This window comes from Paenibacillus sp. CECT 9249, assembly GCF_918697855.1.
Taxonomy (GTDB): Bacteria; Bacillota; Bacilli; order Paenibacillales; family Paenibacillaceae; genus MSJ-34.
This window is the reverse complement of the sequence record NZ_CAKKLI010000003.1, coordinates 286,150-312,217: the sequence shown is the minus strand read 5'-3', so window position 1 is coordinate 312,217 and position 26,068 is coordinate 286,150. Positions and strand designations below refer to the sequence as shown.

Annotated in this window: 25 protein-coding genes; 16 read left to right on the top strand and 9 right to left on the bottom strand. The window is 53.4% G+C overall.

Going from position 1 to position 26,068, the window contains the following annotated elements:
* Window positions 1–7: 7 nt before the first annotated feature.
* Window positions 8–949 (bottom strand): GDP-mannose 4,6-dehydratase, encoded by a 942-nt coding sequence (locus LQ229_RS04875; protein WP_216536539.1) that lies wholly within the window; start codon window positions 947–949, stop codon window positions 8–10.
* Window positions 946–1,917, bottom strand: a complete 972-nt coding sequence (gmd, locus tag LQ229_RS04870; RefSeq protein ID WP_216536540.1) for a GDP-mannose 4,6-dehydratase — start codon at window positions 1,915–1,917, stop codon at window positions 946–948. The genes LQ229_RS04875 and gmd overlap by 4 nt, the downstream gene beginning before the upstream one ends.
* A 242-nt stretch (window positions 1,918–2,159) precedes the next feature.
* Here gmd and LQ229_RS04865 point away from each other — a divergent pair, with 242 nt between their 5' ends.
* Genes LQ229_RS04865 through rfbG form a run of 8 tightly spaced genes read left to right on the top strand, consistent with a single transcriptional unit; the run spans window position 2,160 to window position 9,458 of the window.
* A complete protein-coding gene (locus tag LQ229_RS04865) occupies window positions 2,160–3,395 on the top strand; it encodes a class I SAM-dependent methyltransferase (RefSeq protein WP_290370016.1) in 1,236 nt (411 codons plus the stop codon).
* Window positions 3,392–3,922 (top strand): dTDP-4-dehydrorhamnose 3,5-epimerase, encoded by a 531-nt coding sequence (rfbC, locus tag LQ229_RS04860; protein ID WP_216536541.1) that lies wholly within the window; start codon window positions 3,392–3,394, stop codon window positions 3,920–3,922. Before LQ229_RS04865 ends, rfbC begins: the two co-directional genes overlap by 4 nt.
* Entirely contained in the window at window positions 3,919–4,851 is a 933-nt protein-coding gene (locus LQ229_RS04855) for an NAD-dependent epimerase/dehydratase family protein (protein ID WP_216536542.1), read from the top strand. Before rfbC ends, LQ229_RS04855 begins: the two co-directional genes overlap by 4 nt.
* Window positions 4,848–6,062, top strand: a complete 1,215-nt coding sequence (locus LQ229_RS04850; protein WP_216536543.1) for a class I SAM-dependent methyltransferase — start codon at window positions 4,848–4,850, stop codon at window positions 6,060–6,062. Before LQ229_RS04855 ends, LQ229_RS04850 begins: the two co-directional genes overlap by 4 nt.
* A 5-nt stretch (window positions 6,063–6,067) precedes the next feature.
* Window positions 6,068–6,835, top strand: a complete 768-nt coding sequence (locus tag LQ229_RS04845; protein ID WP_216536544.1) for a CmcI family methyltransferase — start codon at window positions 6,068–6,070, stop codon at window positions 6,833–6,835.
* Window positions 6,836–6,851: 16 nt separating this feature from the next.
* Complete coding sequence (locus LQ229_RS04840) at window positions 6,852–7,568, top strand: glycosyltransferase family 2 protein (protein ID WP_216536545.1); 717 nt, start codon at window positions 6,852–6,854, stop codon at window positions 7,566–7,568.
* A 13-nt stretch (window positions 7,569–7,581) separates the two neighbouring features.
* Complete coding sequence (gene rfbF, locus LQ229_RS04835) at window positions 7,582–8,355, top strand: glucose-1-phosphate cytidylyltransferase (protein ID WP_216536546.1); 774 nt, start codon at window positions 7,582–7,584, stop codon at window positions 8,353–8,355.
* Entirely contained in the window at window positions 8,349–9,458 is a 1,110-nt protein-coding gene (gene rfbG / locus LQ229_RS04830) for a CDP-glucose 4,6-dehydratase (protein WP_216536547.1), read from the top strand. The genes rfbF and rfbG overlap by 7 nt, the downstream gene beginning before the upstream one ends.
* Window positions 9,459–9,542: 84 nt before the next feature.
* On the opposite strand, the gene LQ229_RS04825 is transcribed toward rfbG, so the two are convergent.
* The 4 genes from LQ229_RS04825 to LQ229_RS04810 form a co-directional block, all read right to left on the bottom strand.
* Window positions 9,543–10,523 carry a substrate-binding domain-containing protein gene (locus LQ229_RS04825; RefSeq protein WP_216536548.1) on the bottom strand — a complete coding sequence of 327 codons (981 nt, stop codon included), beginning with the start codon at window positions 10,521–10,523 and terminating at the stop codon, window positions 9,543–9,545.
* Window positions 10,524–10,554: 31 nt separating this feature from the next.
* Complete coding sequence (locus tag LQ229_RS04820; RefSeq protein WP_216536659.1) at window positions 10,555–12,318, bottom strand: sensor histidine kinase; 1,764 nt, start codon at window positions 12,316–12,318, stop codon at window positions 10,555–10,557.
* Complete coding sequence (locus LQ229_RS04815; RefSeq protein ID WP_216536549.1) at window positions 12,318–13,928, bottom strand: helix-turn-helix domain-containing protein; 1,611 nt, start codon at window positions 13,926–13,928, stop codon at window positions 12,318–12,320. Before LQ229_RS04815 ends, LQ229_RS04820 begins: the two co-directional genes overlap by 1 nt.
* Before the next feature lie 217 nt (window positions 13,929–14,145).
* The gene (locus LQ229_RS04810) at window positions 14,146–15,198 is read right to left on the bottom strand and encodes a glycosyltransferase (protein WP_216536550.1); all 1,053 of its coding nucleotides are present in this window, start codon (window positions 15,196–15,198) and stop codon (window positions 14,146–14,148) included.
* Between the two features lie 270 nt (window positions 15,199–15,468).
* Here LQ229_RS04810 and LQ229_RS04805 point away from each other — a divergent pair, with 270 nt between their 5' ends.
* Genes LQ229_RS04805 through LQ229_RS04795 form a run of 3 tightly spaced genes read left to right on the top strand, consistent with a single transcriptional unit; the run spans window position 15,469 to window position 17,602 of the window.
* Complete coding sequence (locus tag LQ229_RS04805; protein WP_216536551.1) at window positions 15,469–16,176, top strand: glycosyltransferase family 2 protein; 708 nt, start codon at window positions 15,469–15,471, stop codon at window positions 16,174–16,176.
* A 21-nt stretch (window positions 16,177–16,197) separates the two neighbouring features.
* A complete protein-coding gene (locus tag LQ229_RS04800) occupies window positions 16,198–16,908 on the top strand; it encodes a glycosyltransferase family 2 protein (RefSeq protein WP_230191066.1) in 711 nt (236 codons plus the stop codon).
* Window positions 16,909–16,948: 40 nt separating this feature from the next.
* A complete protein-coding gene (locus LQ229_RS04795) occupies window positions 16,949–17,602 on the top strand; it encodes a glycosyltransferase family 2 protein (RefSeq protein ID WP_230191065.1) in 654 nt (217 codons plus the stop codon).
* A 10-nt stretch (window positions 17,603–17,612) separates the two neighbouring features.
* Here LQ229_RS04795 and LQ229_RS04790 read toward each other — a convergent pair whose 3' ends face one another.
* On the bottom strand, window positions 17,613–18,272 hold the full coding sequence (locus tag LQ229_RS04790) for a glycosyltransferase family protein (protein WP_230191064.1): 660 nt from the start codon (window positions 18,270–18,272) through the stop codon (window positions 17,613–17,615).
* Between the two features lie 162 nt (window positions 18,273–18,434).
* Between LQ229_RS04790 and LQ229_RS04785 the strand changes: the two genes are divergently transcribed.
* Genes LQ229_RS04785 through LQ229_RS04775 form a run of 3 tightly spaced genes read left to right on the top strand, consistent with a single transcriptional unit; the run spans window position 18,435 to window position 20,827 of the window.
* The gene (locus LQ229_RS04785) at window positions 18,435–19,283 is read left to right on the top strand and encodes a class I SAM-dependent methyltransferase (RefSeq protein WP_216536555.1); all 849 of its coding nucleotides are present in this window, start codon (window positions 18,435–18,437) and stop codon (window positions 19,281–19,283) included.
* 22 nt (window positions 19,284–19,305) lie between these two features.
* On the top strand, window positions 19,306–20,025 hold the full coding sequence (locus tag LQ229_RS04780) for a glycosyltransferase family protein (protein ID WP_216536556.1): 720 nt from the start codon (window positions 19,306–19,308) through the stop codon (window positions 20,023–20,025).
* Window positions 20,000–20,827 carry a class I SAM-dependent methyltransferase gene (locus LQ229_RS04775; protein ID WP_216536557.1) on the top strand — a complete coding sequence of 276 codons (828 nt, stop codon included), beginning with the start codon at window positions 20,000–20,002 and terminating at the stop codon, window positions 20,825–20,827. The genes LQ229_RS04780 and LQ229_RS04775 overlap by 26 nt, the downstream gene beginning before the upstream one ends.
* 79 nt (window positions 20,828–20,906) lie before the next feature.
* Here the strand turns inward: LQ229_RS04775 and LQ229_RS04770 are convergent, their stop codons facing one another.
* Complete coding sequence (locus tag LQ229_RS04770; protein ID WP_230191087.1) at window positions 20,907–21,665, bottom strand: FkbM family methyltransferase; 759 nt, start codon at window positions 21,663–21,665, stop codon at window positions 20,907–20,909.
* 200 nt (window positions 21,666–21,865) lie between these two features.
* Between LQ229_RS04770 and LQ229_RS04765 the strand changes: the two genes are divergently transcribed.
* Complete coding sequence (locus tag LQ229_RS04765; RefSeq protein WP_216536559.1) at window positions 21,866–23,002, top strand: glycosyltransferase family 4 protein; 1,137 nt, start codon at window positions 21,866–21,868, stop codon at window positions 23,000–23,002.
* Window positions 23,003–23,008: 6 nt separating this feature from the next.
* Entirely contained in the window at window positions 23,009–24,154 is a 1,146-nt protein-coding gene (locus tag LQ229_RS04760; RefSeq protein WP_216536560.1) for a glycosyltransferase, read from the top strand.
* 107 nt (window positions 24,155–24,261) lie between these two features.
* On the opposite strand, the gene LQ229_RS04755 is transcribed toward LQ229_RS04760, so the two are convergent.
* Window positions 24,262–25,908 (bottom strand): peptidase G2 autoproteolytic cleavage domain-containing protein, encoded by a 1,647-nt coding sequence (locus LQ229_RS04755; RefSeq protein ID WP_230191063.1) that lies wholly within the window; start codon window positions 25,906–25,908, stop codon window positions 24,262–24,264.
* Window positions 25,909–26,068: the final 160 nt, after the last annotated feature.

Below are 26,068 nucleotides of genomic sequence, written 5' to 3'. Positions count from 1 at the left end.
TCGCTGTTTAGAAGTGCAAACGCCACCATTGAAGCGTTTCGGTCAAGCCCGCTTCCACTTTGGTCGCAGGAATCCAACCCGTTGCAGCGGCTAATTTGGCGGCAGATCCGACGAACAATTTCACCTCCGCAGGCCGTCGTTTGCTTTCGTCCCGCCTCACGCCAATCGGTACGGAACTCTGTCGCAGCAAGAGCGTCAGCAAGCTTTCAATGGTGCGCGGAATGCCGGAGCATACATTGTATATGCCGGGATCGGGCTTTCGTTCTATTAATTGAATATAAGCTTCGACGACATCGTCCACATAAGTGAAATCCCGTTCCGCGCTCAGGTCGCCTACGCTCATCACCGGCTCGCGCAATCCTCGCTCGATCGCGACGATTTGCGATATAAAATCGGCGACGACAAATCCTCGCTTCTGCCCCGGACCAAAATGATTGAACGGGCGCACATGGATAAGATGCAAACGTTGCTTGCGGGCGAATTGCAGCGCAATTTGCCCGGCGGCATATTTGCTGACGGCGTATGGATTTTGCGGCATGCATGGGGCTTCCTCGGTCAAAGGGATGCCTAACATTCCGCTTGCGCCATACTCTTCGCTCGAACCGGCCGTCAGCACGACCGCTCCCGGCGCCTCGTCCTTCAAGGCTTTCAGCAATTCAATCGTGCCTAACGTATTCGTACGGATCGTGACGTCCGGCCGTTCCCAAGACTCGCTAACGGTCGACTGCGCCGCCAAATGAACAACCGCATCCGGGCGAAACGTCCGGAGGGCTTGCCGGATCGTTTCCGGTCGGAGCAGATCGAGTTCCAGGCCAATCGTATTCGCGCCGTGCGGCGGATGCGAAAGCGGCCGGGCCGACGCGGCCCCGACCGCAACATTTCTTCGCGCAAGCGCTTCGGTAAGCTTCGCGCCGACAAATCCGCCCGCTCCGGTTACCAACACTCTCATCGCTCGGATTTGACCCTTGCCAGATCGGCCTCCACCATCATTTCAACCAATGTCCGCAAATCGGTTGCCGGTTCCCAGCCGAGCTCCCTCTTCGCCTTCTCCGGATTGCCCAGCAGCACGTAGACTTCCGCCGGACGAAACAGTGCCGGATCGATAACGACATAATCCTCGTAATTCAACCCTGCATAATCAAACGCAAGATGGCACATCTGTCTCACCGTTGTCGTCTCGCCGGTGGCGATCACATAATCGTCGGCACGCTCCTGCTGCAGCATCAGCCACATCGCTTGCACATAATCGCCCGCAAAGCCCCAATCCCTTTTGGCGTCCAAATTGCCCAGCACAAGCCGCCGCTGTTTGCCTAGCTTGATTCTGGCGACCGCATCCGTCACTTTTCGCGTCACGAACTCGATGCCGCGCAGCGGTGACTCATGATTGAACAAAATGCCGCTGGAGGCAAACATGCCGAAGCTCTCGCGGTAGTTCACGGTCATCCAGTGCCCGAACAGCTTCGCCGCTCCGTAGGGGCTGCGGGGATAAAACGGAGTGCGCTCCGATTGCAGCGGTTCTTGAATTTGGCCGAACATTTCGCTGGACGACGCCTGATAAAACCGGCCGGAGCCGCCCGTCAGCCGGATCGCTTCCAATAAAAGAAGCGGACCGACGCCGGTAACTTGAGCGGTCATGACCGGCTGCTCCCATGATGTGCCTACGAAACTTTGTGCGGCCAAATTATAGACTTCGTCCGGCTTGGATCGCATCAATGCGCGCGCAAGCGACGTAATGTCCGTCATATCTCCTTCGAGCAGTTCAACCTCCCGCTCGATCTGCAAATATTCGAGCCTCCAGGTGGAGCAGGTGCTTCTGCGCGGTATCAATCCGTATACTTTATAGCCTTTGCCAAGCAAAAATTGAGATAGATACGCGCCGTCTTGACCCGTAACTCCGGTAATTAACGCTGTTTTCATAGCACACCCTCTTAATCAAGGTTTGGATATTTACAATATTAGATGCGCCTCGTATACGAATGGATTGGACGAATCCAAGATGCCGCGCACAATTAGCCTTTAGCCGTTAGTCTATCTTCCAAGCGCGAGGTAACTTTTCCGAAATGCGAAGAATACTATAATGTAAATTTACCCGAGGAGGGAATCAACCGGATGGAGAAATATACGATTCCTCAAAAGAGAGATTACGAGGCGCTTTTACGTTGAAGAGCAAGCAAAGCTGCCGCTTCTGCTCAGGTACGGCAATGATCAGCTTTGTCGATCTCGGACTGACGCCTTTATCCAATTCTTTCATTTCAAAACAAAAAGCTTTATCGTACGAGACGTTTTACCCGCTGCACGCCTATGTTTGCCCCGCATGCCGTTTGGTGCAGTTGGAACAATTCGAATCGCCTCAACATATTTTCAACGACTACGTCTACTTCAGTTCTTACTCGGACAGTTGGCTGCGGCATGCGCAGCGTTACGCCGACGATATGAGCGCCGCCTTCGCGCTGGATTCCCGCTCGAAGGTGGTCGAAATCGCCAGCAATGACGGTTATTTGCTGCAATATTTCCTTGAGAAGGGCGTGGACGTGCTCGGCATCGAGCCGGCGGGGAATGTCGCCGCTGCCGCCATCGAGAAAGGGATCCCGACCGTCATCGATTTTTTCGGATGCGCTCTTGCCCGGAAACTGGTTCGCCGGCATGCGGCCGATTTGCTGATCGGCAACAATGTGCTTGCCCATGTTCCCGACTTGAACGATTTCGTGGCCGGGTTGAAATTGATGCTGAAAGACGGGGGCGTCATTACGATGGAATTCCCTCATCTGCTGCAACTCATGCGGCATAATCAATTTGACACGATTTATCACGAGCATTTTTCTTATTTTTCATTTCTAACGGTGCAACGCGTGTTTGCCAAATTCGATTTGACGATATTCGATGCGGAAGAATTGCCTACCCACGGCGGTTCGCTGCGCATATACGCCAAGCATCGGGACGACGGAACCAAACCGGCGGCGGACCGGGTCGAACGGATCACCCGCAAGGAACTGCAATTCGGGCTCGATTCCATGCAAACGTATTTGGCTTTCTCCGAACAAGTCAAACAAACGAAGCGAAATATTCTGCGCCGTCTGATCGGTTTGAAGAACGAAGGAAGCTCCTTGGCGGGATACGGCGCGCCGGCGAAAGGCAACACGCTTCTAAACTATTGCGGCATCGGCAAAGATTTCATCGATTACGTCGTCGACAAAAACCCGTATAAGCAGCAAATGCTGCTGCCCGGGACCCGCATCCCCGTCGCTCCGCCCGAGCGGCTCCAAGAGACGAAACCGGATTATGTCATCATTATGCCTTGGAATTTGAAGGAAGAGATTATCGGGCAAACGGCTTATATCAGGCAATGGGGCGGCAAATGGCTGACCCTTATTCCCGAAGTGGCGGTGATATCGTGATCTTCCGGGAAACGCCGCTATCCGGCGCTTATTTGATTGAAATGGATCCGATTCGGGACGGGCGCGGTTTCTTTGCCCGGACGTACTGCCGGGAAACGTTTGCCGCCAAAGGGCTGAATCCGCATATCGAACAATGCAATCTGTCTTACAATCGCAGACGGGGCACGATTCGCGGCATGCATTTTCAACGGGAGCCGTATGCGGAGGCCAAGCTCGTGCATTGCATTCGCGGAGCGATCTACGATGCGATTATCGATTTGCGTCCGCAATCCGCCACGTATAAACGATGGTTTGCGGTTACGCTGACCGGCTACGACCGCATCATGCTCTACGTGCCCGAAGGATTCGCCCACGGGTTCCAAACGTTGCAGGATCATACCGAGGTGATGTATCAGATGAGCCGGGCCTATCATCCGGAAGCCTCCGCCGGCATTCGCTGGAACGACGCCCAATTCCAAATCGAATGGCCCCTCGAATGCACCGTCATTTCCGGCAGAGACCGGAGCTATCCGGAGTATGCGCCGTGAACAAAGTATTGGTCACCGGGGCGAACGGCTTTGTCGGCAAGCATGTTGTCGCTGTACTGCAACAAACTTCCTTCGAAGTGCACGCGGTCGGCAGATCGCCCGTCGATCCGGCGGTCGGCGGAACGGTTTCTCGCTTCGAAGGGGTAAAGTGGCATCGGGCCGATCTGTTCGACGAGAGCCAAACGGAAGCCCTCATGGAGCGGGTAAGGCCGACGCATCTGCTTCATCTGGCTTGGGAGGCAACGCCGGGGTACTATTGGCATGCCCCCTCCAATTACCGGTGGGTCGAGGCGTCCGTGCGCTTGCTGCGCCATTTCCACGCAAACGGCGGACGACGTGTCGTTGCGGCGGGAACATGCGCGGAATACGATTGGCGTTACGGCGTGTTGTTCGAGAACGAGACGCCGCTCGCACACGATAGCACTTATGCCGTCTGCAAAAATGCGTTCCGCAGCCTGCTGCACCGTTTCGCAGCCGATCACGACGGTTTCAGCTGCGCGTGGGGCAGGCTATTTTTCTTGTATGGACCTTACGAGCATTCGTCGCGCTTCGTCCCATACGTCATCCGATCGCTGCTGCAAAATAAAGAGGCGCTTTGCTCGGCGGGCCAACATTTGCGCGATTACATTTATGTCCGCGATGCGGCGGACGCGCTCGCGACTCTATTGGCCAGCGAATGGAACGGCGACGCCAATATCGCTTCCGGCGAAACGATTCGCATGCGCGATATGGCGCTGCGTATCGCCTATCGCCTCGGCAAGCCCGAGCTCGTTCGTTTCGGCGGCTCCAGACAAGAGCCGTTCCCGCTTGTGCAAGGCGATATTAGCGCTTTATCGGCCCTCGGCTGGAGCCCGCGGACGGGACTGAACGAAGGAATCGGGCGAACGGTCGCTTGGTGGGAAGAAACGATGAAAGGGGGAACGTCATGAATTCGAACTTGCAATGCCCGGTTTGCCGCAGTTCGCAAACGGAACCGTTTCTTTCGCGACGCGGAGTCCCTGTTCACCAGAACATGCTGTTCCGCAGTCAGGAAGAGGCCGTTGCCATGAAGCGCGGCGAACTTCATTTATTGATTTGCGAACAATGCGGATTTATTTATAACGCTTCATTCGAGCCTTCCAAGCTTGATTACGGAGCGGCGTACAACAACAGCCAAAATTTCTCGCCCGCCTTTCACCGGTATACGAATTCGCTCGCCGCCCATATCGCGCAGCGGATGAAGGGAAGCGGGAAACGAATTATCGAGGTGGGATGCGGCAAGGCTACCTTTCTGCATCAATTGTTCGAGCTGGACGAAGAAATGACCGGATTCGGATTCGACCCAAGCTACGAAGGCCCGGAAACGGCCTATAACGGCAGGCTCCGTTTCGTGAAGGACAATTATGGGCCAAAGTACGAATCGATCCAAGCCGACTTCGTCGTTTGCCGGCATGTGATCGAGCATATTCCGGATCCGGTCCGGCTGCTGGGGTCGATTCGCAAAGCGCTCTCCCATTCGCCGCATGCTCTCGTTTTTTTCGAGACGCCTTGCGTCGAATGGATTTTGCGCCATACGGCCGTCTGGGATTTCTTCTACGAGCATTGCTCCTACTTCTCCCCATTCTCCTTGTCCACAGCGTTCGCGGAATCCGGTTTCCGTACCGGGCAGATCCGCCACATTTTTCAAGGACAATATTTATGGTTGGAAGCTTCGCTCGAACATGGCGGAAAGGACAGCGGCATCGCGGCGGAAGGCGAAGTTGGCGGCGGAGGCGGCGATCGGCTTGGCCAAGCGGCAGAGACGGCCAACCTGGCCCGAGCTTACCGGGAACGGGAGAGCGCCGTGTTCGCACGATGGAGAAACCGCCTGTTCGAGCTCGCGCATAGCGGCAAACCGGCGGTGTGGGGGGCTGGCGCCAAAGGAGTCACATTCGCGAATTTGTTCGATCCGCATCGGGAACAAATCGCTTGCATCGTCGACGCCAATCCGGGCAAGCAAGGAGGATTTTTGCCCGGTACGGGACATCCTATCGTTTCATATACCGAATTACGAAGGCTTGGAATTACCGACGTATTGCTGATGAACCCGAATTATAAAGAAGAAGTGCTCCAGATCGCGGAGAATCATCGATTGCCAATCAAACTAACGGAGTTGGAGTGAAGCGGATGAAAATAACGATCGATTTACATGCGAACACAATGCAAATCGAACAGGGGGATGCCCCGGTTGCACTGAATTTAAACAGCAAAGAAGCGTTCGAATGCCTGTCCGATCTATGGCTGAAATGCGGTTGGGTCAACAAATACGCTTACAGCTTCAGCTGGCTGGGACGTCCTGTCATCCAATTGCCCGAGGATTTAATCCGGATTCAGGAAACGATCTACCGCGTCCGGCCCGACGTGATCGTCGAAACCGGCATTGCGCACGGGGGGACGTTAATTTATTATTCCTCGTTATGCAAAGCGATCGGACGCGGGCGCGTCATCGGCGTCGATATCGAGATTCGCCCGCATAACCGCCAAGCGATCGAAAGCCACGAATTGGCGGGCTACATTACGTTAATCGAAGGAAACGCCATTGCCGAGCCTGTGGTCGAACATGTCAAATCGCTGGTGAACGAAGGGGAAAAGGTGCTCGTCATTCTCGATTCCAATCATACGAAACAGCATGTCCTGCGGGAGTTGGAGTTGTACTCCCCGCTCGTGTCCGTCGATTCCTATATCGTCGCAACGGACGGCATTATGGAAATGCTTGCCGAAATTCCAGGCATTCGCGGCGATTGGGCATGGGACAATCCGAAAGCGGCAGCGGAGGAATTCGTACGCCGTCACCCTGACTTTGCTATCGAGGAACCCGTTTTCCCATTCAACGAAAGCGCCGTTACGGATCGTATCACCTATTGGCCGAGCGCCTATATTCGACGGTTAAAATGAACGAAGGAGTGCCGCCATGAAATACGTGTTCGGATTTTTCTATCGAAACAGCCTGCCTTTATTAAGGCTGGCGCTTGACAGCATCAAACCGTGCTGGAAGCATACGGTCGTCATCGACAATTCGCCCGGCCACGAACTGCAGACCGCCTCGTTTCCGCCGGGGGTTAAAGTTTGCGAACCGCCGGTCCCGCTGTCATTCACCCAATCGATGAATTATTTGATTCGAATCGGCGAGGAACGCGGCGCCGATGTCGTCATTTTTATGCATAACGACGTCGAGATGCATCCGGGAACGATCGAAGCGTATTTGTCCGCAATCAAGACGCTGCTGCAATCGGATAAACAATGGGGCGTTTTGCTGGCCCACGGCTTTCTTGTCGCGGCGCTCAGAATGGAAGCGGTACGCGTCGTCGGTCTATGGGATACGGTCTGGCCCGACATTTACAGCGATTACGACTATTGCCAACGGATCCATATGGCCGGATTCGACCTGGTCGACACCTATTTGCCGCTCACGCATCATAACGGCGGAAGCAATACGATCAAGAACGATCATCAACTCTTCTCCGTTACGCAATTGATGGCGCCGATTTGGGCGGAAGTGTACAAATATAAATGGGGAGGGCCGCAATTGTTGGAAAAATACCGGATCCCCTACGACCCGTCGTCAACCGCGCCTCCTCCTACTTCATGGTCGAACTATTATCATGATTTCAAAACTTATTTGGATTAGGAGGTCTGACGAAGTGAAAGTAGTCATTTTGGCGGGAGGCTTCGGAACGAGAATTAGCGAAGAATCGCATTTGCGGCCGAAACCGATGATCGAAATCGGCGGCAAGCCGATTTTATGGCATATTATGAAAATCTATTCGTACTACGGCTTCCACGATTTTATCATTTGTCTCGGTTATAAAAGCTACTCGATCAAAGAATATTTCGCCAACTATTACTTGTTCGAATCCGACGTTACATTCCATCTCGGCCGGCAAAGCGAGACCGTTATTCATAACTACTCGGCCGAACCGTGGAGCGTGACGCTGGTCGAAACGGGACTGGACACGATGACAGGCGGAAGAATTCAAATGGTCCGGAAGTATGTCGGCGAAGAGACGTTTATGATGACATACGGGGACGGTGTATCCGACATCGATATCGCCCGTCTGGTCAACCTGCACCGTTCGCGCGGCAAACTAGCGACCGTCACGGCGACGCAGCCGCAAGGGAGGTTCGGCATGTTAAATTTGGCGGAGGACGACACGGTCGTCGGGTTTCAGGAAAAACCGAAAGGCGACGGCGGCTGGATCAATGCCGGCTTTTTCGTCTTGGAACCGGGAATTTTCGATTATATCGAGGGCAAGCAAACCAGCTTCGAGAAGGAACCGCTTGAGAGATTGGCCAAGAACGGGCAGTTGGCCGCTTATAAGCATACCGGATTTTGGCATCCGATGGATACGCTGCGGGATAAAAAATATTTGGAAACCATTTGGGAATCGGGCAAGGCGGCCTGGAAAAAATGGTGAGGGCGGCGGCGGATCGAACGTTTTGGCGGAATAAAAAAGTATTCGTGACGGGACATACCGGGTTTAAAGGCTCCTGGCTTTGCCTGTTGCTCGTATCCCTCGGCGCCAAGCCTTACGGCTATGCGCTCCGCCCCCACACGGAGCCCAGCATGTTCGACGCATGCCGATTGCATGAAATCGTTCCGACGGTCTACGCCGATATCGGCGATGCGGAACGGCTGTTTCGCGCGCTGGACGATTGCGATCCGGATATCGTCTTTCATATGGCCGCCCAGCCCCTCGTGCGGGAATCTTACGCGAATCCGCTGCAAACGTACCAAACGAATGTGATGGGAACGGTCCATCTTCTCGATGCGGTCCGCAGGCGTCTTGCCGCAAATCGTCGCCGAACGCGGGCCGTTATTAATGTCACGTCGGATAAATGCTACGAAAATAACGATTGGCCCTGGGGGTATCGCGAAACGGATCCGCTCGGCGGCAGCGATCCTTACTCGAACAGCAAGGCGTGCTCCGAACTGGTCTCCGCCGCCTACCGCCGCTCCTATTTCCACCCGGACCGTTACCCGGAGCATAGCGTAAGCTTGGCGACGGCCCGGGCTGGAAACGTGATCGGGGGCGGCGACTGGGCCCGCGACCGTCTCGTGCCGGACTGCATCCGTTCCTTGCTGGCGGGAGAACAAGTCGCCATCCGCTATCCGCATGCGATCAGACCGTGGCAGCATGTGCTCGAACCGTTAAGCGGCTATTTGACCCTTGCGCGGAAATGCTGCGAGAACGGCGCCGCCTATGCGCAGAGCTGGAATTTCGGACCTGCGGACGAGGATGTTCGCACCGTCGAGTCTGTCGTGCAAACCCTCTGCTTGCAATGGGGAGCGAGCGCCGCGTACGAAATCGCGCAAGGGGTTCATCCTTACGAAGCGCATACTCTTCGGCTGGATTGCTCCAAAGCGAGGACACAACTCGGTTGGCGGCCGATCTGGAAGCTGGATCAGGCGCTCTTCCAAACGGTCGATTGGGTGCGCGCCTATGCGCGCGGCGAGGATATGCGGGCGGTCACGCTGCGGCAAATTGCGGAGTATGAAGCCGGGTTGGCGGCCGAATGACCCGATCCATCAAATATCGGGAACGAAAGCAACTGATTAGCGATATAAATTCGTTAAACGGGTATATTCGTTCCCGCTCCTCGATTATTTTTCCACAAACGGAAACAGCAGCTTCTGATTTTCTTTCGTATACATATTCGCTTTCGTAATGACTTCCGAACCGGTGTCGATCAAGGCGCTTACTTGTTCTCCGTCGATCGCTTGCACCGCCGTCTTGACTGCCAAATATCCCATATTGAAAGGCTTCTGCACGACCGTGGCCTGCAAAATGCCTTCCTCCAGAAAGGCGATCTCCTCCATCGAATTGTCGAAGCCGACCAGTTTGACGCGGTCCGCCGCTTGAAGCTCCTGAATCGCCTTCCCCGCGCCGACGGTCGAAATTTCGTTCAAACCGACAATTCCCCTGACGTGAGGATGATTTTCCAGAATACTTGCGGCAATCTCGTACGATCTCTCTACCGAACCGTAGCAATAATAAGTGTCGATCACCGAAATGCCGGCCTCCTTCAAACTGTTGCGCACCCCTTCCTCGCGTTCCATCGCGGTGGCCGATCCTTTGACGAAACTGATGATAGCGACCGTATCGCCCGGACCGAACCATTGATTCATCAATTTGCCCGCCTTTTCGCCGGCCGCCACATTATTGGTGGCGATAAAACTCGAAGACAAATTTCCGGACAAGCCCGAATCCACCGTCACCAGCTTAATTCCCGACTTCACGATTTGGCCGGCGACGGGAACGAGCAGTTCATAGTCGGCAGCCGCCAGTACGATCGCTTGCGGACCCATCGCAATTTCTTGCTCCAACAGCCGGATTTGGCCCTCGATGTTAAATTCGGAGTCGGCCCCGACGACCCGCACCTCGGCTCCGTACTCTTGCGCCGCGGCGAACACGCCTTGTTTCATCGTCTGCCAAAACTCGTAGTTTTGCTCTATCGTTTTCGGCACGAACACGATTTGCTTCTCTTTCACCGCCAGTTGCGCGGAAGCGGCCTTGAATGCGGCATAGATTAGAAAACATGCGATAGCGGCGGCCAGCGACAACCCGATTGCTTTGCGAAGCATTACGTCACCTCCAATAGAATGATTGTACGGCCTAATCGACGATTTCCGGAATGCGCAGGGTGACCGTCGTTCCCTCGTCCGGTTCGCTCTCGAATTGCAAGCCGAAGGCTTCTCCGAAATATAGTTTCAAACGATGATTCACGTTTTGCAGCCCCACCCCTTTGCCGGTTTCCAAGAATCGTCTTTTATCCAGCAACGTTTGCACGATCGCCGCGTCCATACCGACTCCGTCGTCCGCCACCTCGAGCTCGACGATGCCGCCGGTTTTCCGTCCCGTAATGCGAATATGGCCGGCGTCGGCTTTATGTTTGATGCCGTGGTACACCGAATTTTCAATAAGCGGCTGCAGCACGATTTTCAAAATTTTGCATTGCAGCAGCTCGGGATCGACATCGATCGAATAGGTGAATTTGTTCCGGTAACGTATATTTAAAATCATCAAATAATTTTCCACATGCTCCAGTTCGACCGCAATCGGCACCAATTCCTCCCCTTTGCCGATGCTTGCGCGCAGCAGTCTGGACAAGGCCGACGTCATTTTGACGACCTCGTCCACCTTGTTCATTTCCGCCATCCAGATGATCGAATCCAACGTATTGTACAGAAAATGCGGTTGAATTTGCGCCTGAAGCGCCTTCAATTCGCTCACCCGCTTCGTTTCCTGCTCCCGCACGATCTGATTCATCAGTTCTTTGATTTTTCCGATCATCAAGTTGAACGTACGGGCCAATTTCCCGATTTCGTTCGGGCTCACAATATCGACGCGAATGTCAAAATCGCCTTTCTCTACCCGCTTCATATGCTTTTCGAGATTTTTCAACGGTTTGATCAGCGTAATCGAAATAAAGACCGAAATAGCCAATGCGAACACAAGGCATAGAAACCCCCAAATCGCCGAAGAAAACTGCATCTCCCGCTTATTCCCGACCATTTCGTCCGGGTAGGTGACGCCGACGATTTTCCAGCCGAAATCCGACGTGCGAATCGAATAGATTTTGGCGTCTCGCCCTTTGCCGACTTCGATCGAACCGTCGTCTGCGGCCAATATCTTCTCGAATTCCTCCGTTTTAATTTGCGTATAAATAATTTGCTGCTGCGGATGATAGATCAAATCGCCTTCCGGGTCCAAAATAAAGACGTACCCTCTCTTGCCGAGATGGATATTGCTTGCCAAATCGTTGATAATGTTATAATTCAAATCGACCAGCAGCACGCCTTTATAGTCGCCCGCTTCGTCGGACAATTGGCGGCTTAAGGAGACGACCCACCGATATTCTTTATGGAAAAGATGCTGAACGTGGGACGAAGAAATAATAATGCGCCCTTGCGCTTCGTCGGCGTCGGTATACCATTCCTGCCGCGTCAACTCCCCGTAAGCTTTCGTCCGGGCGTTCGCGCGGTCCGAGACGACCGCTCCGTTCGAACCGACGAATAGAATGGAAGCGATATCGCTTCTCGAGCCGACAATGGAATGAAACAATCCGCTCAATCTCGCCGCCAGCTCTTCCCCTTCCTTCGCGCCCGGATCGTCAAGCGATAAGTAGCGTTGCAAATCCCCGTTGCCGAGAGCGAAATTCGAGACGCTCTCCATGTTGTTGATATACGTCTGAATGTTAATATTGACTTGATGAACCAACTCCATCGTATTGTCCCGCGCATTGTTCGTCACCGCTTCGACCGACAGCCTGTAGGCGTTAAAGCTTAAAATAACGGTCGTGCATAGAATAAGACAGGAAAAGGCGAAGGCGATATTCGTATGTATGCTTTTAAACCGCAGCAAATTCCCGAGTCTCATCACGCTTGTCCTTTCTGCAAAGCCCGATATTCTTTGGGCGTCATGCCCGTATTCCGCTTGAATATGACGCTGAAATATTGCGGATCGCTATATCCGACCCTTGCGGCGATATCGTATGTCTTCCATTGCGTGAAGGCGAGCAGTTCTTTCGCTTTCTCCAGCCGGTAACGCGTCAAATATTCGACAAACGTTTCACCCGTATGCTGTTTAAACAACGAACTGAAATAACTGATGCTTAAGTAGACATGATTGCATACTTGGTTGAGCGAGAAGTCCGGATCATTGTAGTGTTCGCGGATATAGGATTCCGCCAGGAGCATTTGCGATTGGGCGACATTTGTCCGTTTCTCCGTCAAATCCGAAATGATGCTGCGGCAAGTTTCGTCCAGCCATTCCTTAACCGCGTCCATCGTTTTCATCGCGGCGATTTGCGCGAACGGATTGTCCCCGAACGCTTGGGCGTCGTCGATTCCCGTCTCGGCAACCGCGCTCTGCAAGGAAACGATCAATCTTTGGATCGATCCGCGGCATTTGTCAAGCGAATAGCCGGACATCTTCATCTCTTCGAGCCATTCGTCCAGCGCGGCGGACACAGCCGCCCCCTTCCCCGACTTTACGGCCGAGACGATTTTGCGCTCCCATTCGTCGAAGCTGATCTGATCGATGCTCTTGCCGTATTCCAAATCGTTGATCGAGATCAGCTTGCCGACACCGAGCAGAAACCGGTAATCCAACGCTGAAAGCGCTTCCTGAAACGAAGTCGAAATATGCGCGATATCGCCGTACGGCCTGCCGATGCCGAGCGACACGGTCAACTTCACATATTTTTCAACGCTTTGTTTCGCGTAGCTTGCCAACGTTTGGGCCGATAGTCCGACTTCATCCTCCGCCCCGGAGCAGATAATCGCAATTTTATCGTCGCGCGTCCGGAATACGATGTCGCCGGCTTCTTTTTCGAAAATTTCATGAAAAATGTTGAAGGCGGCAAAACGCAGCAATTCCGTCTCCGTCATTTGGTTTTCATACGACGTTCGTTGAAACTCGTCGACATCCGCGACGATCGCGACGTACGCCGGACCGGGCAGAGACAGGCGGAAATAGCGCAGCTTCGCCTCGATTTCCTCCCGCTTCAACCGGGATGCGGCCATTCGCTCCAGAAAACGTTCGCGCAGCAGCGGCAAGCTTTGATTCAATTGAATCCGCAATTGGCTCAAATCTTCTTTTCTTTGCCGTTCCTCATCCAACTCTTTCCTCATTTCGGACAAGAAACGGGTAAATTCCTCGGAGTTGATCGGCTTGAGCAAATAATCGCTCACTTTCAATTTGATCGCTTGCTTGGCGTATTCGAAATCTTCATATCCGGTCAAAATGACGATTTTCACGTCCCGATAACGGTTGACGACACGCTCCGCGAATTCGAGCCCGTCCATAAACGGCATGCAAATATCCGTTATGATCGCGTCAGGCTGCAGCAGTTCCATCGATTCAAGCGCATCCCTCCCGTTGCCGAAATCGCCGACCAGGTCGAATCCGCAAGCGCGCCAATCCGTTTTCCGTTTAATGCCCTCCCTGACCTCGTCTTCGTCTTCAACAAGGATGATTTTGTACAAAAACTCCACTCCTTTGCTGACATTCCCGGATTTTATTTCATTGTACTTAGCTTAAACATACTCGGCAAACATTTCCTCGCATCGAATCGGGGAAAAGGCTGCCCGTTGGCGAGCAACCTTGCCTGAAACTTTTTACGTTTATTCTATCCGGGACAAGCAGCGTATGGAATGGACTATTTTCCTTAAAAAAGTCGAAAATATTACGATAAAATTGCCGTTACAAGTATGCCTTGACCAATTCCCAAAATATGTTTTCCGTATTTTCCCGGCTAAAATATTTCAGTCGCTCCTTCTGCCGGCTAATGATATTGCGTCTCAATTCTTCGTCCTCCGTCACCTGATGCATCAGCGCGGCGATTTGCCGATCGTTTTGATTCGCGGCGAGCAAACCCGCTCCTCCCAGCGTTTCTTCGACGGCTCCGCCTGCGCGGGCGATAATCGGAACGTTGAAATACATCGCCTCGAGCAGCGGCACGCAAAATCCTTCATGCTCGCTCATGCAAAGGAACAAGTCGGCGTTCAAATAATATGCCTTTAACTGCTCGAACGGCACATGGCCGACGATATGGACGTCTTCGTATCCTTTCTCCGCGATCAGCCGGTTCAATTCGTTGACGTAAGCGGCGAAAGCGGCGTAGCCGACCAGAAACAGCCTCGCCCCCGGCTCCATGTTGTTCCGGTAAAAGGCGAACGCCTCCATTACATCCTCGATCCTTTTATTCGGTACAAGCCGCCCCACGAACAGCACATCCTTGCGTTTTTTGCTGCTGCGCAGCCGGTACAGCATCATATGATCCGGGGGACGGTTATATTCGTCGAAATCGACGATGATCGGCGAAACGGCGTGATGCAAGAAGCCAAGCTGCATCAGTTCGAGACGGTTATATTCCGAATCCGCAAGCGCAAAATGGATATGCGGCATGAGAAATTTCAGCTCTTCCCTGCCCTTCTCGCAGAAGGACGCGAGCTCTTGGTCGTATTTCGCATAATAACGGCCGGGAGTGATGTTATGGTATATCATCCACCTTCGTCCGGTGAACGAAGGGATTCGATAGCTTAATTCGCAGCCGATGCTCATATGGTATATCACGTGGCTGTCGAGCGGGATATGCTTCGCCGGAAGCACCGAATCTTTAAAAATCGGGTGTATGTTTTGCGCATAGATTTCCGAGCGGACCCCTCTCCGGTTCAAACATCGTTTTATGTTCAACGCGGCGTTGCCGATCGCGTCTCCGTAACTCATCGTCAAGAGCAGTTGATTGATTTCCACAGCTGTTTCTCCTCCCTTCGATTAGCTTCGATTCCCCCACCCTTTCATTTCGTTTCCATCATTATATGAGTCGAGCGGGGCCTGTGATTATAACAATCGCCCGCACGGCATACACCATACGGCAATCGTCTGCGGCCGGCCGGCGCATAGTTCCTCGTAATAGATTGATAACCTTTTTTTGTTCGCTCAAGATATTCGTCGCAGCCATCCTCCCATCGCGATCATACTATGAAAATATGACAACCTCTCAACACTTTTAGGAGGGATCGTATGAAATATTTAGTAGGTTTTTTCTATCGCAACAGTCTCGAATATTTAAAAATCGCCGTTCAAAGCGTGAAGCCCTTCTGGAAGCATATCGTCATTATCGACAATACGCCGGAATTGTCCTTGCGCTCGGAGCGCGCATTTCCGGAAGGCGTAACCATTGTGGAGCCGCCTTCCCCGTTAACGTTCACCCAATCCATGAATCTCATTATACGAATGGCGGAGGAGCAAGGTTGCGATGCCGTCATTTTTATGCATAACGACGTACAGGCGCATGCCAATGCGGCGGATCGGTTTCTGCATACGATGAACGAGCTGCACCGCAGCGGCATTCATTGGGGCCTGCTTATGACGCAGCAGTTTTTGATCGTTGCGCAAAATATGAAGATGATTCGCGAGGTAGGCCTTTGGGATACGGTTTGGCCCGATATTTTCAGCGATTACGATTATTGTTACCGGGTATATTTGTCGGGTTATGAAATTTTGAAATTGGAGCTTCCGCTGACGCATCATAACGAAGGCGGAAATACGGTGAAAGCCGACTTGAACCTCTGGTCTTTAACGTTGCTTAACGCGCCGATGTGGCATGATTACTATCAAATCAAATGGGGAGGCGAAATATTAAAGGAAACGTACCGCGTTCCTTTCTCGCCCGGCTCCGCTAACAATCAAGCCGAGGATTGGACCCAACGTATTCGAAACATGTCATGATCAATAGGAGAGGAGTAAGCCATGAAATATATTGCCGGTTTTTTCTATCGAAACGGCCTCGATTATTTGCGGCTAGCCATTCAAAGCCTCAAGCCTTATTGGAAGCACACGGTCGTGATCGACAATACGCCCGGGTTGTCGCTTCGTTATGAAGCGCCGTTTCCGCCCGGCGTCAAGACGATCGAACCGCCTTCGCCGCTAACGTTTACGCAATCGATGAATTATTTAATCCGTATGGCAGAGGAGCAAGGCTGCGATGCCGTCATTTTTATGCATAACGACGTTGAAGCGCATCCGGGCACGGCGGAGAAATTTTTGGCGGCGGTCAAGAAGCTGCACGATCAGGGCTCGAACTGGGGCCTGGTAACGGCGCACGGTTATTTGCTGGCAGCGCTCAGCATGAAAGCTGTCAAACGAATCGGTTTATGGGATACGTTCTTCCCTGCCATATTCAGCGATTACGATTATTGCCAGCGGATCCATCTCGGAGGCTTCGACATGTTGGAAACCTATTATCCGTTAACGCATCATAACGGGGGAAGCAATACGCTCAAGAACGATCAGATGTTATGGAATTTGACCGCGATGTACGGGCCGTTATGGCTGGAATATTACAAGATCAAATGGGGCGGAGAGCCTTTGCATGAGACGTACCGGATTCCTTTCGATCCGAATTCGACCGTGCCTCCTCCCACTTCCTGGTCCAATGCGGTCATTGCCTACAACGGGTAATATCCGCTTAATCGCCTCTGTACAGAAAGGAGAATCGCAAGTGAAATATTTGGTAGGCATCGGATTTGTAAACAGAGTTGACTTGTTGGTTAGGGCTGTAGGCAGCATCCCGGCCTATTGGCCGCATACGACGATCGTCGACAATTCGTATGAACATATTTTGCGCGGACATGCGCTCGCAAGTATCGTCGCCATCGACGAGTCGCCGATTCCGCTCAGTTACAGCCAGACGATGAATTATTTAAAAAGAAAAGCGGTGGAGGGCAGCTACGACATGCTCATCTACATGCATCACGATACGGAAGCAATCGTCGGAACGCCCGAAGCGTTTCTGGAACAACTTCGGTCATGGCAGCAATCGGGCCAGCCTTGGGGAGTGGCGTTCACGAACTGCTACTCGATGGCGGCCTATAATGTGCAAGCTCTTAACGCGGTCGGAGCCTGGGATTATTTGTACTTGCCGAGTTATTTCGCCGACACCGATTATTACCGCAGGCTCGCCTTGGCCGGGTACGGTTGGGTGGCCACCGGGCTGCCGGTAACGCATCACGACGGCGGCGGCAACACCTATAAGGCGGATCCGCTTCTTTCTTTGCTGCATCCGATCACAACCCCGCTATACTTGCGCTATTATATGGCCAAATGGGGAGGAGCGCCCGGCGCGGAGCAATACGTCACCGCATTTAACCAATGAACGGCGGCGGCTAGAACGGCCAAGAGTACAATTGCATAAACCGCGCGCGGCACTGTTCGTACCGGTTCCAGTCCACATCGTCCAAGCAGTAGTGAAACACCCACGGTGCCGCCTGAGCGGGAACGACGACGCGATACCCTTCCCGGCGGAAACGGATCGATTGGGAAATATCGTAATAATGAAATCCCCCGATCCTCTCGTCCCACTCCACATCATACTGCGTGATCATCATCACCCCGTCGATCGCCTCGACGTCCGCATACTCCTGCGCCACATCGCCCAAATGCAAATATACGTACGACTGGAAGACCGCCTCCACTTTCCCGTACTGCGGGCTTCCTTCCCACCATGTGCCCGTCGCCGGCACGTTGACGGCTCCGGCGACGCCGAGCATGCCGATGTTTCCGTCCAACCGGAACACCTTGATCATGTCGGAGATGAAGTTCGCGTTCGTAATATACGTATCTTGGTGAAGATAAACTTTATATTTCGCGCCGGTGCGATGCATCGCCCGGTTATACCCTTCGGTCATGCTTTCCGCGCCGTACACGGGAATCAGTTCGATCGCCATGCCGGACGGAATGTGCAGCCTGTTCACATGCGCCACATGCCGTTCATACGTTTTCTCATCGTTCACGCAGCATATAAAAGCTATCAAATGGGGATTCATGTTCTATCACCTCTCGCAATACGGACCAAAACATTATGTAACATACTATGCCGCATCGCCGCAAAGGAAAGGGCATTTATTTTATTTCATAGGAATAGTTAACCATCCAAGCGGAGCGAACGCCCTTTACATATCATAGCATGGCGAAACACGATACAGGGGGTGGGCAACATCGCAGGAAACGAACGGCTCGTCCGTCAGACGATCAGCCAATACAATCAGAGTCAGGTACGAATTCCGCAGAGCAAATTCCGCGAACTGTTGAATATGCCGCATAACGATGCGGAATTCACCGGCGAACGTTTGATTATAAACGATCATGTGAAACGGCAATTCGATAAAGTGTTCCGCGAGCACACGCTTCGCTACGATTTCGCCAGCCGGTTCGTGCAAGGAAATACCGTTCTCGATGCCGCTTGCGGCGTCGGATACGGCACGAAGATGTTTGAGATCGCCGGAGCCGAGCTGGCCATTGGCGTCGACGCATCTGCGGAGACCGTTTCGTACGCAGCTATGCATTACGCGGGGGAAAGGGCGCAATTTATGGCTGCGGACATTCATGCTCTGCCGTTCCCGAACGACAGCTTCGATATTGTTGTCTCTTTCGAAACGATCGAACATATTCCCGACGGCGCGGAATGGATTCGCGAATCGGCCAGGGTGCTGAAGGAAGGCGGGCTGCTCATCATTTCGACGCCCAACCGGAGCAGACATAGCCCGGGAATTTACTTCGGCGAAAAACCGCATCATACGTTCCATTTGTTCGAATACAGCGTGAACGAATTCGTCGGCGAGCTCCTGACGCGGTATGACATTGTCGAATTGTACGGGCAAACATTCGTGCATGATTACGAATGGTACGCCACCCGGTTGGAAAGGGCATCCCGCGGCTTGAATCCCGAATATGTCCCGCCGATGATGGAATTGTCCTATGATTATTCCCTCGTGCCCCTGAGCCGGGTCAAAAACGCCCAGCCTACGTTTGTCATTGCCGTGTGCCGCAAACCATGAATTTAACAATGGAGGGATTCGAGTGCAGGCCGATCCTCATTCCATCGCTTTCATTTCTTGCGTGTCGGACGAAAAGCTGTTCAGCCGGTCCGTATCGTACATCAACGGCTTGCATCTTCCGCAAGGCTTCTCTCTGGAGATCGTTCCGGTCTACCGTCCCCGCAGCATGGCCGCCGGATACAATGCGGGAATGCGGGCCAGCCGCTCGAAATATAAAGTTTATTTGCACCAGGATACGTTTCTGATCAACCCTTATTTCATTTACGAATGTTTAGAAGTTTTTGGACAAGAACCGGCAATCGGCATGATCGGCGTCATGGGCAGCCGGAACCAGCCCTCCTCCGGGACGTGGTGGGAAGGCGAACCGCTCTATACGAAATGGGTGTCGTTCGTCGATAACGTCGTTTCCACGCAAACGATTAACGAGATTCGATCCGGCTACGAACCTGTCCGGTCGATCGACGGCGCGCTTATGGTGACCCAGTACGATCTGGAATGGGATGAACGGGTCGAAGGCTTTCATTTCTACGACGCCGCGCATTCCATTCGCTTCACGGCACAGGGTTACCTGATCGCCGTCCCGGCCCAGAAACAGCCTTGGATGATGCATTACCGTTTGCATGATACGAATTGGGAGGAATACTACGCCGCGCGGGACAAATTTACGCGTCTATACGAATGGGCGCTGCGCGATTCGCGCGGAAAGGAGCTGGAAGATGCTGCAGTCAAAAATTTGCAATGAAAAAGATTTTCTTACGGAATGGTATCTCGAAGGTTGCGCAAAAATGAAAGTCGAGACGTTTCTGTTGAAATCGCATCGGCATTTGCGCAGGGAACAGTTTCGATTTCACCGCAAACTGTGGGAATGGTGCTACATTTATCAAGCGCTGCTCGAACGGGGAATGCTGGCCCCCGGCAAGAAAGGGCTCGGTTTCGGCGTCGGACTCGAACCCTTGACCGCCGCTTTCGCATCGAACGGCTGCGCAATTACGGCGACCGACCTGGATTTCGATTCCGCCAAATCGCTCGGCTGGGTCGATTCGAACCAGCATAGCGTCAGTTTGCAGGATTTGAATCTGGAGAATATATGCGATCCCGCCCAATTTGCGCAGCTTGTTACCTTTGAATATGCGGATATGAATGCGATCGATCCGAAGTTTTACCATCAATTCGACTTCACCTGGTCGTCCTGTTCTTTCGAGCATTTAGGGTCCATCGAACTGGGCAAACAGTTTATTGTCAACCAGATGCATTGTCTGCGTCCCGGCGGCGTCGCCGTGCATACGACCGAATACAATCTTTCGTCGAATACGGATACGCTGGACCACGATTTGACCGTTATTTTCCGCAGGCAAGACATCGAATGGATGGTGGAGACGCTGCGGACGCAAGGATACTCGATCGCGATCGATTATACGGTGGGCGCCGGTCCCGTCGAATCATGCGTTGACGTGCCGCCTTTCGCGCACAACCCGCATCTTCGCCTGCTGCTCGGCCAATATGTATCGACATCGATCGGACTTATTATAAGCAAGCCGTTATGAAGCCGATGAGAGGGATTCCCCCTCTCATCGGCTTTATCGCTTTCGCAAGGACAACCATCCGGACGAACCGGACGTTGGATTATCGAACAAGCATAAGGTCGATATGTTCGATATCGCGATAGCTTTCCAGAAATTCGACGGTCGTGCCCGTTACTCTGAAATCGCGGTGAAGAATATGATAGTTGAATCCATGCTCCGCAAACCGGCGCAAAATCGGCCCCGTATCCCGGTTGGACCAAAGGGCAGGGCAATATTCGAAAAAGATCGTCATCGGGCCGTTCGCTTCGATCATTTGGAATAAATTATCCATAATTTGCGGTTCCCCGCCGTCGATATCGATTTTGACCACATCCGCTTTCAAGCCGGGCAAATAATCGGTAATCAATCCGGTCGGAACGTTCGTCTCGGTAACGCCGTTTAAACTTTCGGCCCCGGGAAAGAAGATGCTGGCTCCCCCTTCGCCGTACGTTTTCAAAGTCATGATGCCTCGCGTGTCGGATACGGCGACCCGGTTTAAATGAACCCGGCCTTTAAATCCGTTGTAAGAAATGCTCTTCAGCATATTTTTATGGTAGAACGGATTGGGCTCAAACGCGTGAACGACCCCTGACGGACCGACCAGCATCCCGGCCAGTAACGAATAATAACCGCAATGCGCCCCGATATCCAACACCGTCATGCCGCTTTTGACCGTCGAAATGAATACTTGCGTCACGTAGTCTTCCCATAAACCGCTCATCGCAATTTCCAAGCAGACGGGATCGCGCGGATCCACGAATATCCGGGGGCCGTTGGCCAAATGGGTGAAGACGGTATGATCCCCTAAATACATGGGCATTTTGTTCAAATTGTGATCATTCCCCTCGCTAAACATTGCCGATCAATGATGTATTATATGCTCCGCATACCGGGTGGAATAGACCAATCCAACGCCTTCCCTAATTTTTATCGTTCATTACGCCAACGCACATGTCCCCCATTCCGTCGATACATATACTAAGTAAGGCGCGAATAAGACGAATAAGGAAGTGAAGCGAAATGAGTTGTTACTCCGGGGTATACTGGATAGGACATGTATACGATATGGGAGGTTACGGGAACGTTTCCCGCAATTACTTGCGAGCGATGGAGACGTTGGGGATCCCCGTGTTTATCCATCCGGTCGGAGAAGAGCACGCGGAGATAGGACCGGAAACGAAGCAATGGCTGCAGCGGCTGTCCAATCCGAATATCGGCGAACGGGCCGTTTACGTTTTTCATTCGCTTCCTTGGGATGGCTTCGCGAAAACGCCGCTGCCCCATGCAGCGAAAAAAATATTCATTACATTGTTTGAAACCGACCGTTTGCCGCAAGACTGGCCTTCCATTTGCAATATGGTGGATGAAGTATGGGTTCCTTCCTCATTCAATTACAATACGTTTTTGCAAAGCGGCGTCATCGCCTCCAAATTGAAAGTATTGCCTTATGCGATTGACGTCTCCCAGTTCTATCCCGGGAGGCCGCATGAGCCTTTTCCGTTTCCCGCCGGCATCGGTTCGTTTAAATTCACCTATGTGTTCAATTTCGATTACCGGAAAGGGTATGATCTGCTCATTCGTTCGTTTTGCGAGGAGTTCGCCGCCGACGAGGACGTGGCGCTCGTTCTAAAACTATATATCTATAAACAAGAGTACTCGTACGAGCATGTTATGGCGGAGATTTGCTCCTGCATTCCCCCCGAACGACTTCAAAAGCAAATTGTCATTTTCGTCGAACCGTTCACACAGGAGCAGTTAATCAGCTTATATGCAAGCAGCGACGTATATGTCTCTATGGACCGCGCTTGCGGCTGGGGAATGACCGTGATGGAAGCGATGGCGCTCGGCATTCCGACCGTGGCTATTCGTTGGGGCGGCTCAACCCAGTTTATGAATGACAGGAATAGCTTTCTAATCGAGACGGAGGGCAGGCTCGTTCCCGTCGATGCCAAATTGCAGCAAGCCAGACCGAACGTATATTACGGACATATGTGGGCGGATGTGTCGATCCGGAATGTGCGGAAAACGCTGCGCGAAGCTTACGCCAACAAAGCGAAAAGGGAAGCGGTGGCCAGGCAAGGGGCTTACGATATTCATACCCAATATTCGCCGTATGCGATCGGTCTGCAAATGAAGCGGCTGCTGGAGGAAGGATAAAGTCCGATGACGAGCGCGAATGACGGAAGAGGCGTTAATTTGATCGGTTTTATCCGTTCCGAGACCGGCATCGGGCAGTCATGCCGCCTTGCGGCAAACGCGTTGGAAACGGCGGGCATACCGTTCTGCATTTTGCCCTACGAATTCGGCGATCCTTCCCGCAATGCCGAGACGGGCTGGATGCATAAAACAAGCGCCGTCCCCCTGTACCAAGTGAATCTATTTCACGCGAACGCGGATCAGATGCCGGATGTCATTCGGCATTTCGGCCTGCAATTATTTGCCGGCAGATACAATATCGGTTATTGGCATTGGGAACTGCCCGAATTCCCGGATCGATGGCGGGGCAGCTTCGACCTGCTGCAGGAGGTATGGGCGCCCTCGCAATTTATCGTGCGCGCGGTCGCCGCCAAATCGCCGGTCCCGGTCATGCGAATACCGCATGGCATCGCCATGTCTCCCCCCGGCCTGTCCGGTACGGACGCTTCTCGAACGGGCGGATGCGACTGCCGCCGGCTGACGGAAGACCGGTTTACATTTTTATCTATGTACTCCGTCTATAGCTTTCAAGAGAGGAAAAATCCGTACGGCGCCATCGACGCTTTCCGGCTGGCCTTTCGGCGCGACCATAATAAGGCCGCCCTCGTCGTCAAAATCAATCATGCCGCCGATCACCCCGAAGAAGTGGAGCGGCTGCAAGCTTACGTCCGGAACGATCCCAATATTCGATTGTTGAAGGATACGATGACGCTCGCAGAAGTGCATGCATTGCTTCGCCAAGCCGATTGCGTCGTATCGTTGCACCGTTCCGAAGGATTCGGATTCGTGTTGGCCGAAGCGATGGCGGAAGGAATCCCCGTCATCGCTACTCATTGGTCGGGTAATACCGACTTCATGAACGAGCGGAATTCCTGCCCCGTCCAATACAAGCTTGTCCCCGTCGGAACCCGGCTTGGGCCTTACGAAGCGTACCAAACATGGGCCGAACCTTCGGCGGAACATGCCGCGCATTATATGGAACGATTATTTTACGACGACGCTTATCGCATGGAAATCGGCCGTGCGGCCCGGCAAACGATACGGGACGCGTTTTCGCCGGAAGCGTCCGGCGAAGCGATGAAGGGGCGGCTGCAATCGCTTGGTTTGCTGTAGCGATCCATTATCAATGCCGCGGCCCAAACGCCAGGAGTCCGCTCCCTGTCGCGCCTGAACAGCGCAATAGGGAAACGGACTCCTTTTCGTTCGCGCCAAGCCGGGCGTCAGCCGCGAAACAAAATAACGATTTGCCCGGGGGCAAGCCGTTTCAAGACGCGATAGCCTTGTCTCGCTTTGGTGGCAATGCCCTCACCGTTCGGCTTGCAATAACCGTTCGCTTCGCATGTGCCGTCGTCCCGGACGGTTAATTTGCCGAGCAGACCGACGGCGACCCATTCCTGCCGCTTCCTGCGGGGCACGTACTCCCTTGCCGGATCCCAAGCGGGATTCAATATCGGCTGAAGTTCGGTGCGCTTTGGGACGATAATTTTGCCGTCCTCGTCTTTTTGCGGCGGTACGTTTACTTCTTGATATTGCACCCTGCCCCATTCATCGACCGCGTATTTCCCTTGCCAATGGAGCTCCTGCGTGTCGCCCGCCACGGCTGGCGCCGCCGCGGTCACGCCGAGCACGAATTTATCGCCGTTGCCGGCCAAGCGGACGCGATCCGCTTCCAAGGTGACGAAATATCCCGGCTCTATCGGATTTCCGTCCGTCGTTTCGAATAATTCCGCATACCCCGGCGCGGCCGCGCCGTAAAACCCGTCGACGAACATATTGCCGGTCGTGCCGATGACTTTCGCGGCAAGACTAAGATTGGCGTCGCCGGTCCCGTTTGCCAAATACCACGAGTAATGCCCTTCCAATCCGGAATCGGCCTTGCCGTATTTTCCCATAATATGTGCGCCGTCCTGGCTTTTGACCAATGTGCGGATCCCTTCGGCATGCGAAGCGATGCCGCCCGCCTCGTTGCACGCGCCTTCGGCATGCGCGGCAAAGGCGGAAGCTTCCGTGCCGGAACCTTCGGCATGCGAATAATCGCCGCCTGCGTATGTTTTGCCGCCTTCCGCATGCGATGCAGCTCCGCTTGAAATCGTAAAGCTTCCTTCCGCGTGGGAAGCCGCTCCGCTCGCGTTCGTGGAGTTGCCTTCGGCATGCGAAGCGAACGTGTTCGCCTTCGATCCGGAGCCCTCGGCATGCGAAGCGAACGCAATCGCCTGCGTCGAGTTCCCTTCGGCATGCGCGGCAAACGCAATCGCCTCGGTCGAATTGCCTTCCGCATGCGCGGCAAAGGCGGTAGCCTTGCTCGTATTGCCTTCGGCATGCGAGCCGAATGCGACCGCGATCGTGCCCGAGCCTTCCGCATGGGACGCGAAACCCGCAGCGGTCGTGTTCGCTCCTTCCGCATGCGCCGCTTCGCCGCCCGCGGAAGTTCCCTTCCCTTCGGCATGCGCGGATTCCCCTTCCGCAACCGTGCCCGAGCCTTCCGCATGCGATTGGTCCCCTTTCGCATGGGTCGCGCTTCCCTCCGCATGCGATGCAATGCCGGCTGCGATCGTCGCGTGCCCTTCCGCATGGGAGCTTACGCCTTCCGCTGCCGTGCTGGATCCTTCCGCATGCGCCATTTCGGCTTTCGCAGCGGTAGCGTAGCCTTCCGCATGCGATACGTTCCCGATCGCTCTGGAATTCGAACCTTCGGCATGGGAGGCCACACCTTCCGCGATAACTGCGTAGCCTTCCGCATGAGAAGCGTTCCCTTGCGCATATGTGCCCGAGCCTTCCGCATGGGAAGTGATCCCTTCCGCAACCGTGTTCATCCCTTCGGCCATAGAGCCTTGGCCGGTCGGATTACGGTTAAACCCATCCGTCATCGAATCCACCCTTTCCATAATCCAATCTTTATATTTAATGCATCCTATAAGCGAATGGATAGGGACAGATTACCTATCTTGCCGGCAAAGGCGCAAATCCCAACCAAGCCCTCCACGTTTACCGTTTCCTTTCGTTCAGGCATCGCATTTAATAAAGAAT

What these genes read in the sequence shown, in the direction of transcription:
- LQ229_RS04875 (WP_216536539.1), bottom strand. Translation starts at nt 949, where the DNA reads ATGAGAGTGTTGGTAACCGGAGCGGGCGGATTTGTCGGCGCGAAGCTT.
- gmd (WP_216536540.1), bottom strand. Translation starts at nt 1,917, where the DNA reads ATGAAAACAGCGTTAATTACCGGAGTTACGGGTCAAGACGGCGCGTAT.
- LQ229_RS04850 (WP_216536543.1), top strand. Translation starts at nt 4,848, where the DNA reads ATGAATTCGAACTTGCAATGCCCGGTTTGCCGCAGTTCGCAAACGGAA.
- LQ229_RS04845 (WP_216536544.1), top strand. Translation starts at nt 6,068, where the DNA reads ATGAAAATAACGATCGATTTACATGCGAACACAATGCAAATCGAACAG.
- LQ229_RS04840 (WP_216536545.1), top strand. Translation starts at nt 6,852, where the DNA reads ATGAAATACGTGTTCGGATTTTTCTATCGAAACAGCCTGCCTTTATTA.
- rfbG (WP_216536547.1), top strand. Translation starts at nt 8,349, where the DNA reads ATGGTGAGGGCGGCGGCGGATCGAACGTTTTGGCGGAATAAAAAAGTA.
- LQ229_RS04825 (WP_216536548.1), bottom strand. Translation starts at nt 10,523, where the DNA reads ATGCTTCGCAAAGCAATCGGGTTGTCGCTGGCCGCCGCTATCGCATGT.
- LQ229_RS04820 (WP_216536659.1), bottom strand. Translation starts at nt 12,318, where the DNA reads ATGAGACTCGGGAATTTGCTGCGGTTTAAAAGCATACATACGAATATC.
- LQ229_RS04805 (WP_216536551.1), top strand. Translation starts at nt 15,469, where the DNA reads ATGAAATATTTAGTAGGTTTTTTCTATCGCAACAGTCTCGAATATTTA.
- LQ229_RS04800 (WP_230191066.1), top strand. Translation starts at nt 16,198, where the DNA reads ATGAAATATATTGCCGGTTTTTTCTATCGAAACGGCCTCGATTATTTG.
- LQ229_RS04790 (WP_230191064.1), bottom strand. Translation starts at nt 18,272, where the DNA reads ATGAATCCCCATTTGATAGCTTTTATATGCTGCGTGAACGATGAGAAA.
- LQ229_RS04775 (WP_216536557.1), top strand. Translation starts at nt 20,000, where the DNA reads ATGCTGCAGTCAAAAATTTGCAATGAAAAAGATTTTCTTACGGAATGG.
- LQ229_RS04770 (WP_230191087.1), bottom strand. Translation starts at nt 21,665, where the DNA reads ATGCCCATGTATTTAGGGGATCATACCGTCTTCACCCATTTGGCCAAC.
- LQ229_RS04765 (WP_216536559.1), top strand. Translation starts at nt 21,866, where the DNA reads ATGAGTTGTTACTCCGGGGTATACTGGATAGGACATGTATACGATATG.
- LQ229_RS04760 (WP_216536560.1), top strand. Translation starts at nt 23,009, where the DNA reads ATGACGAGCGCGAATGACGGAAGAGGCGTTAATTTGATCGGTTTTATC.
- LQ229_RS04755 (WP_230191063.1), bottom strand. Translation starts at nt 25,908, where the DNA reads ATGACGGATGGGTTTAACCGTAATCCGACCGGCCAAGGCTCTATGGCC.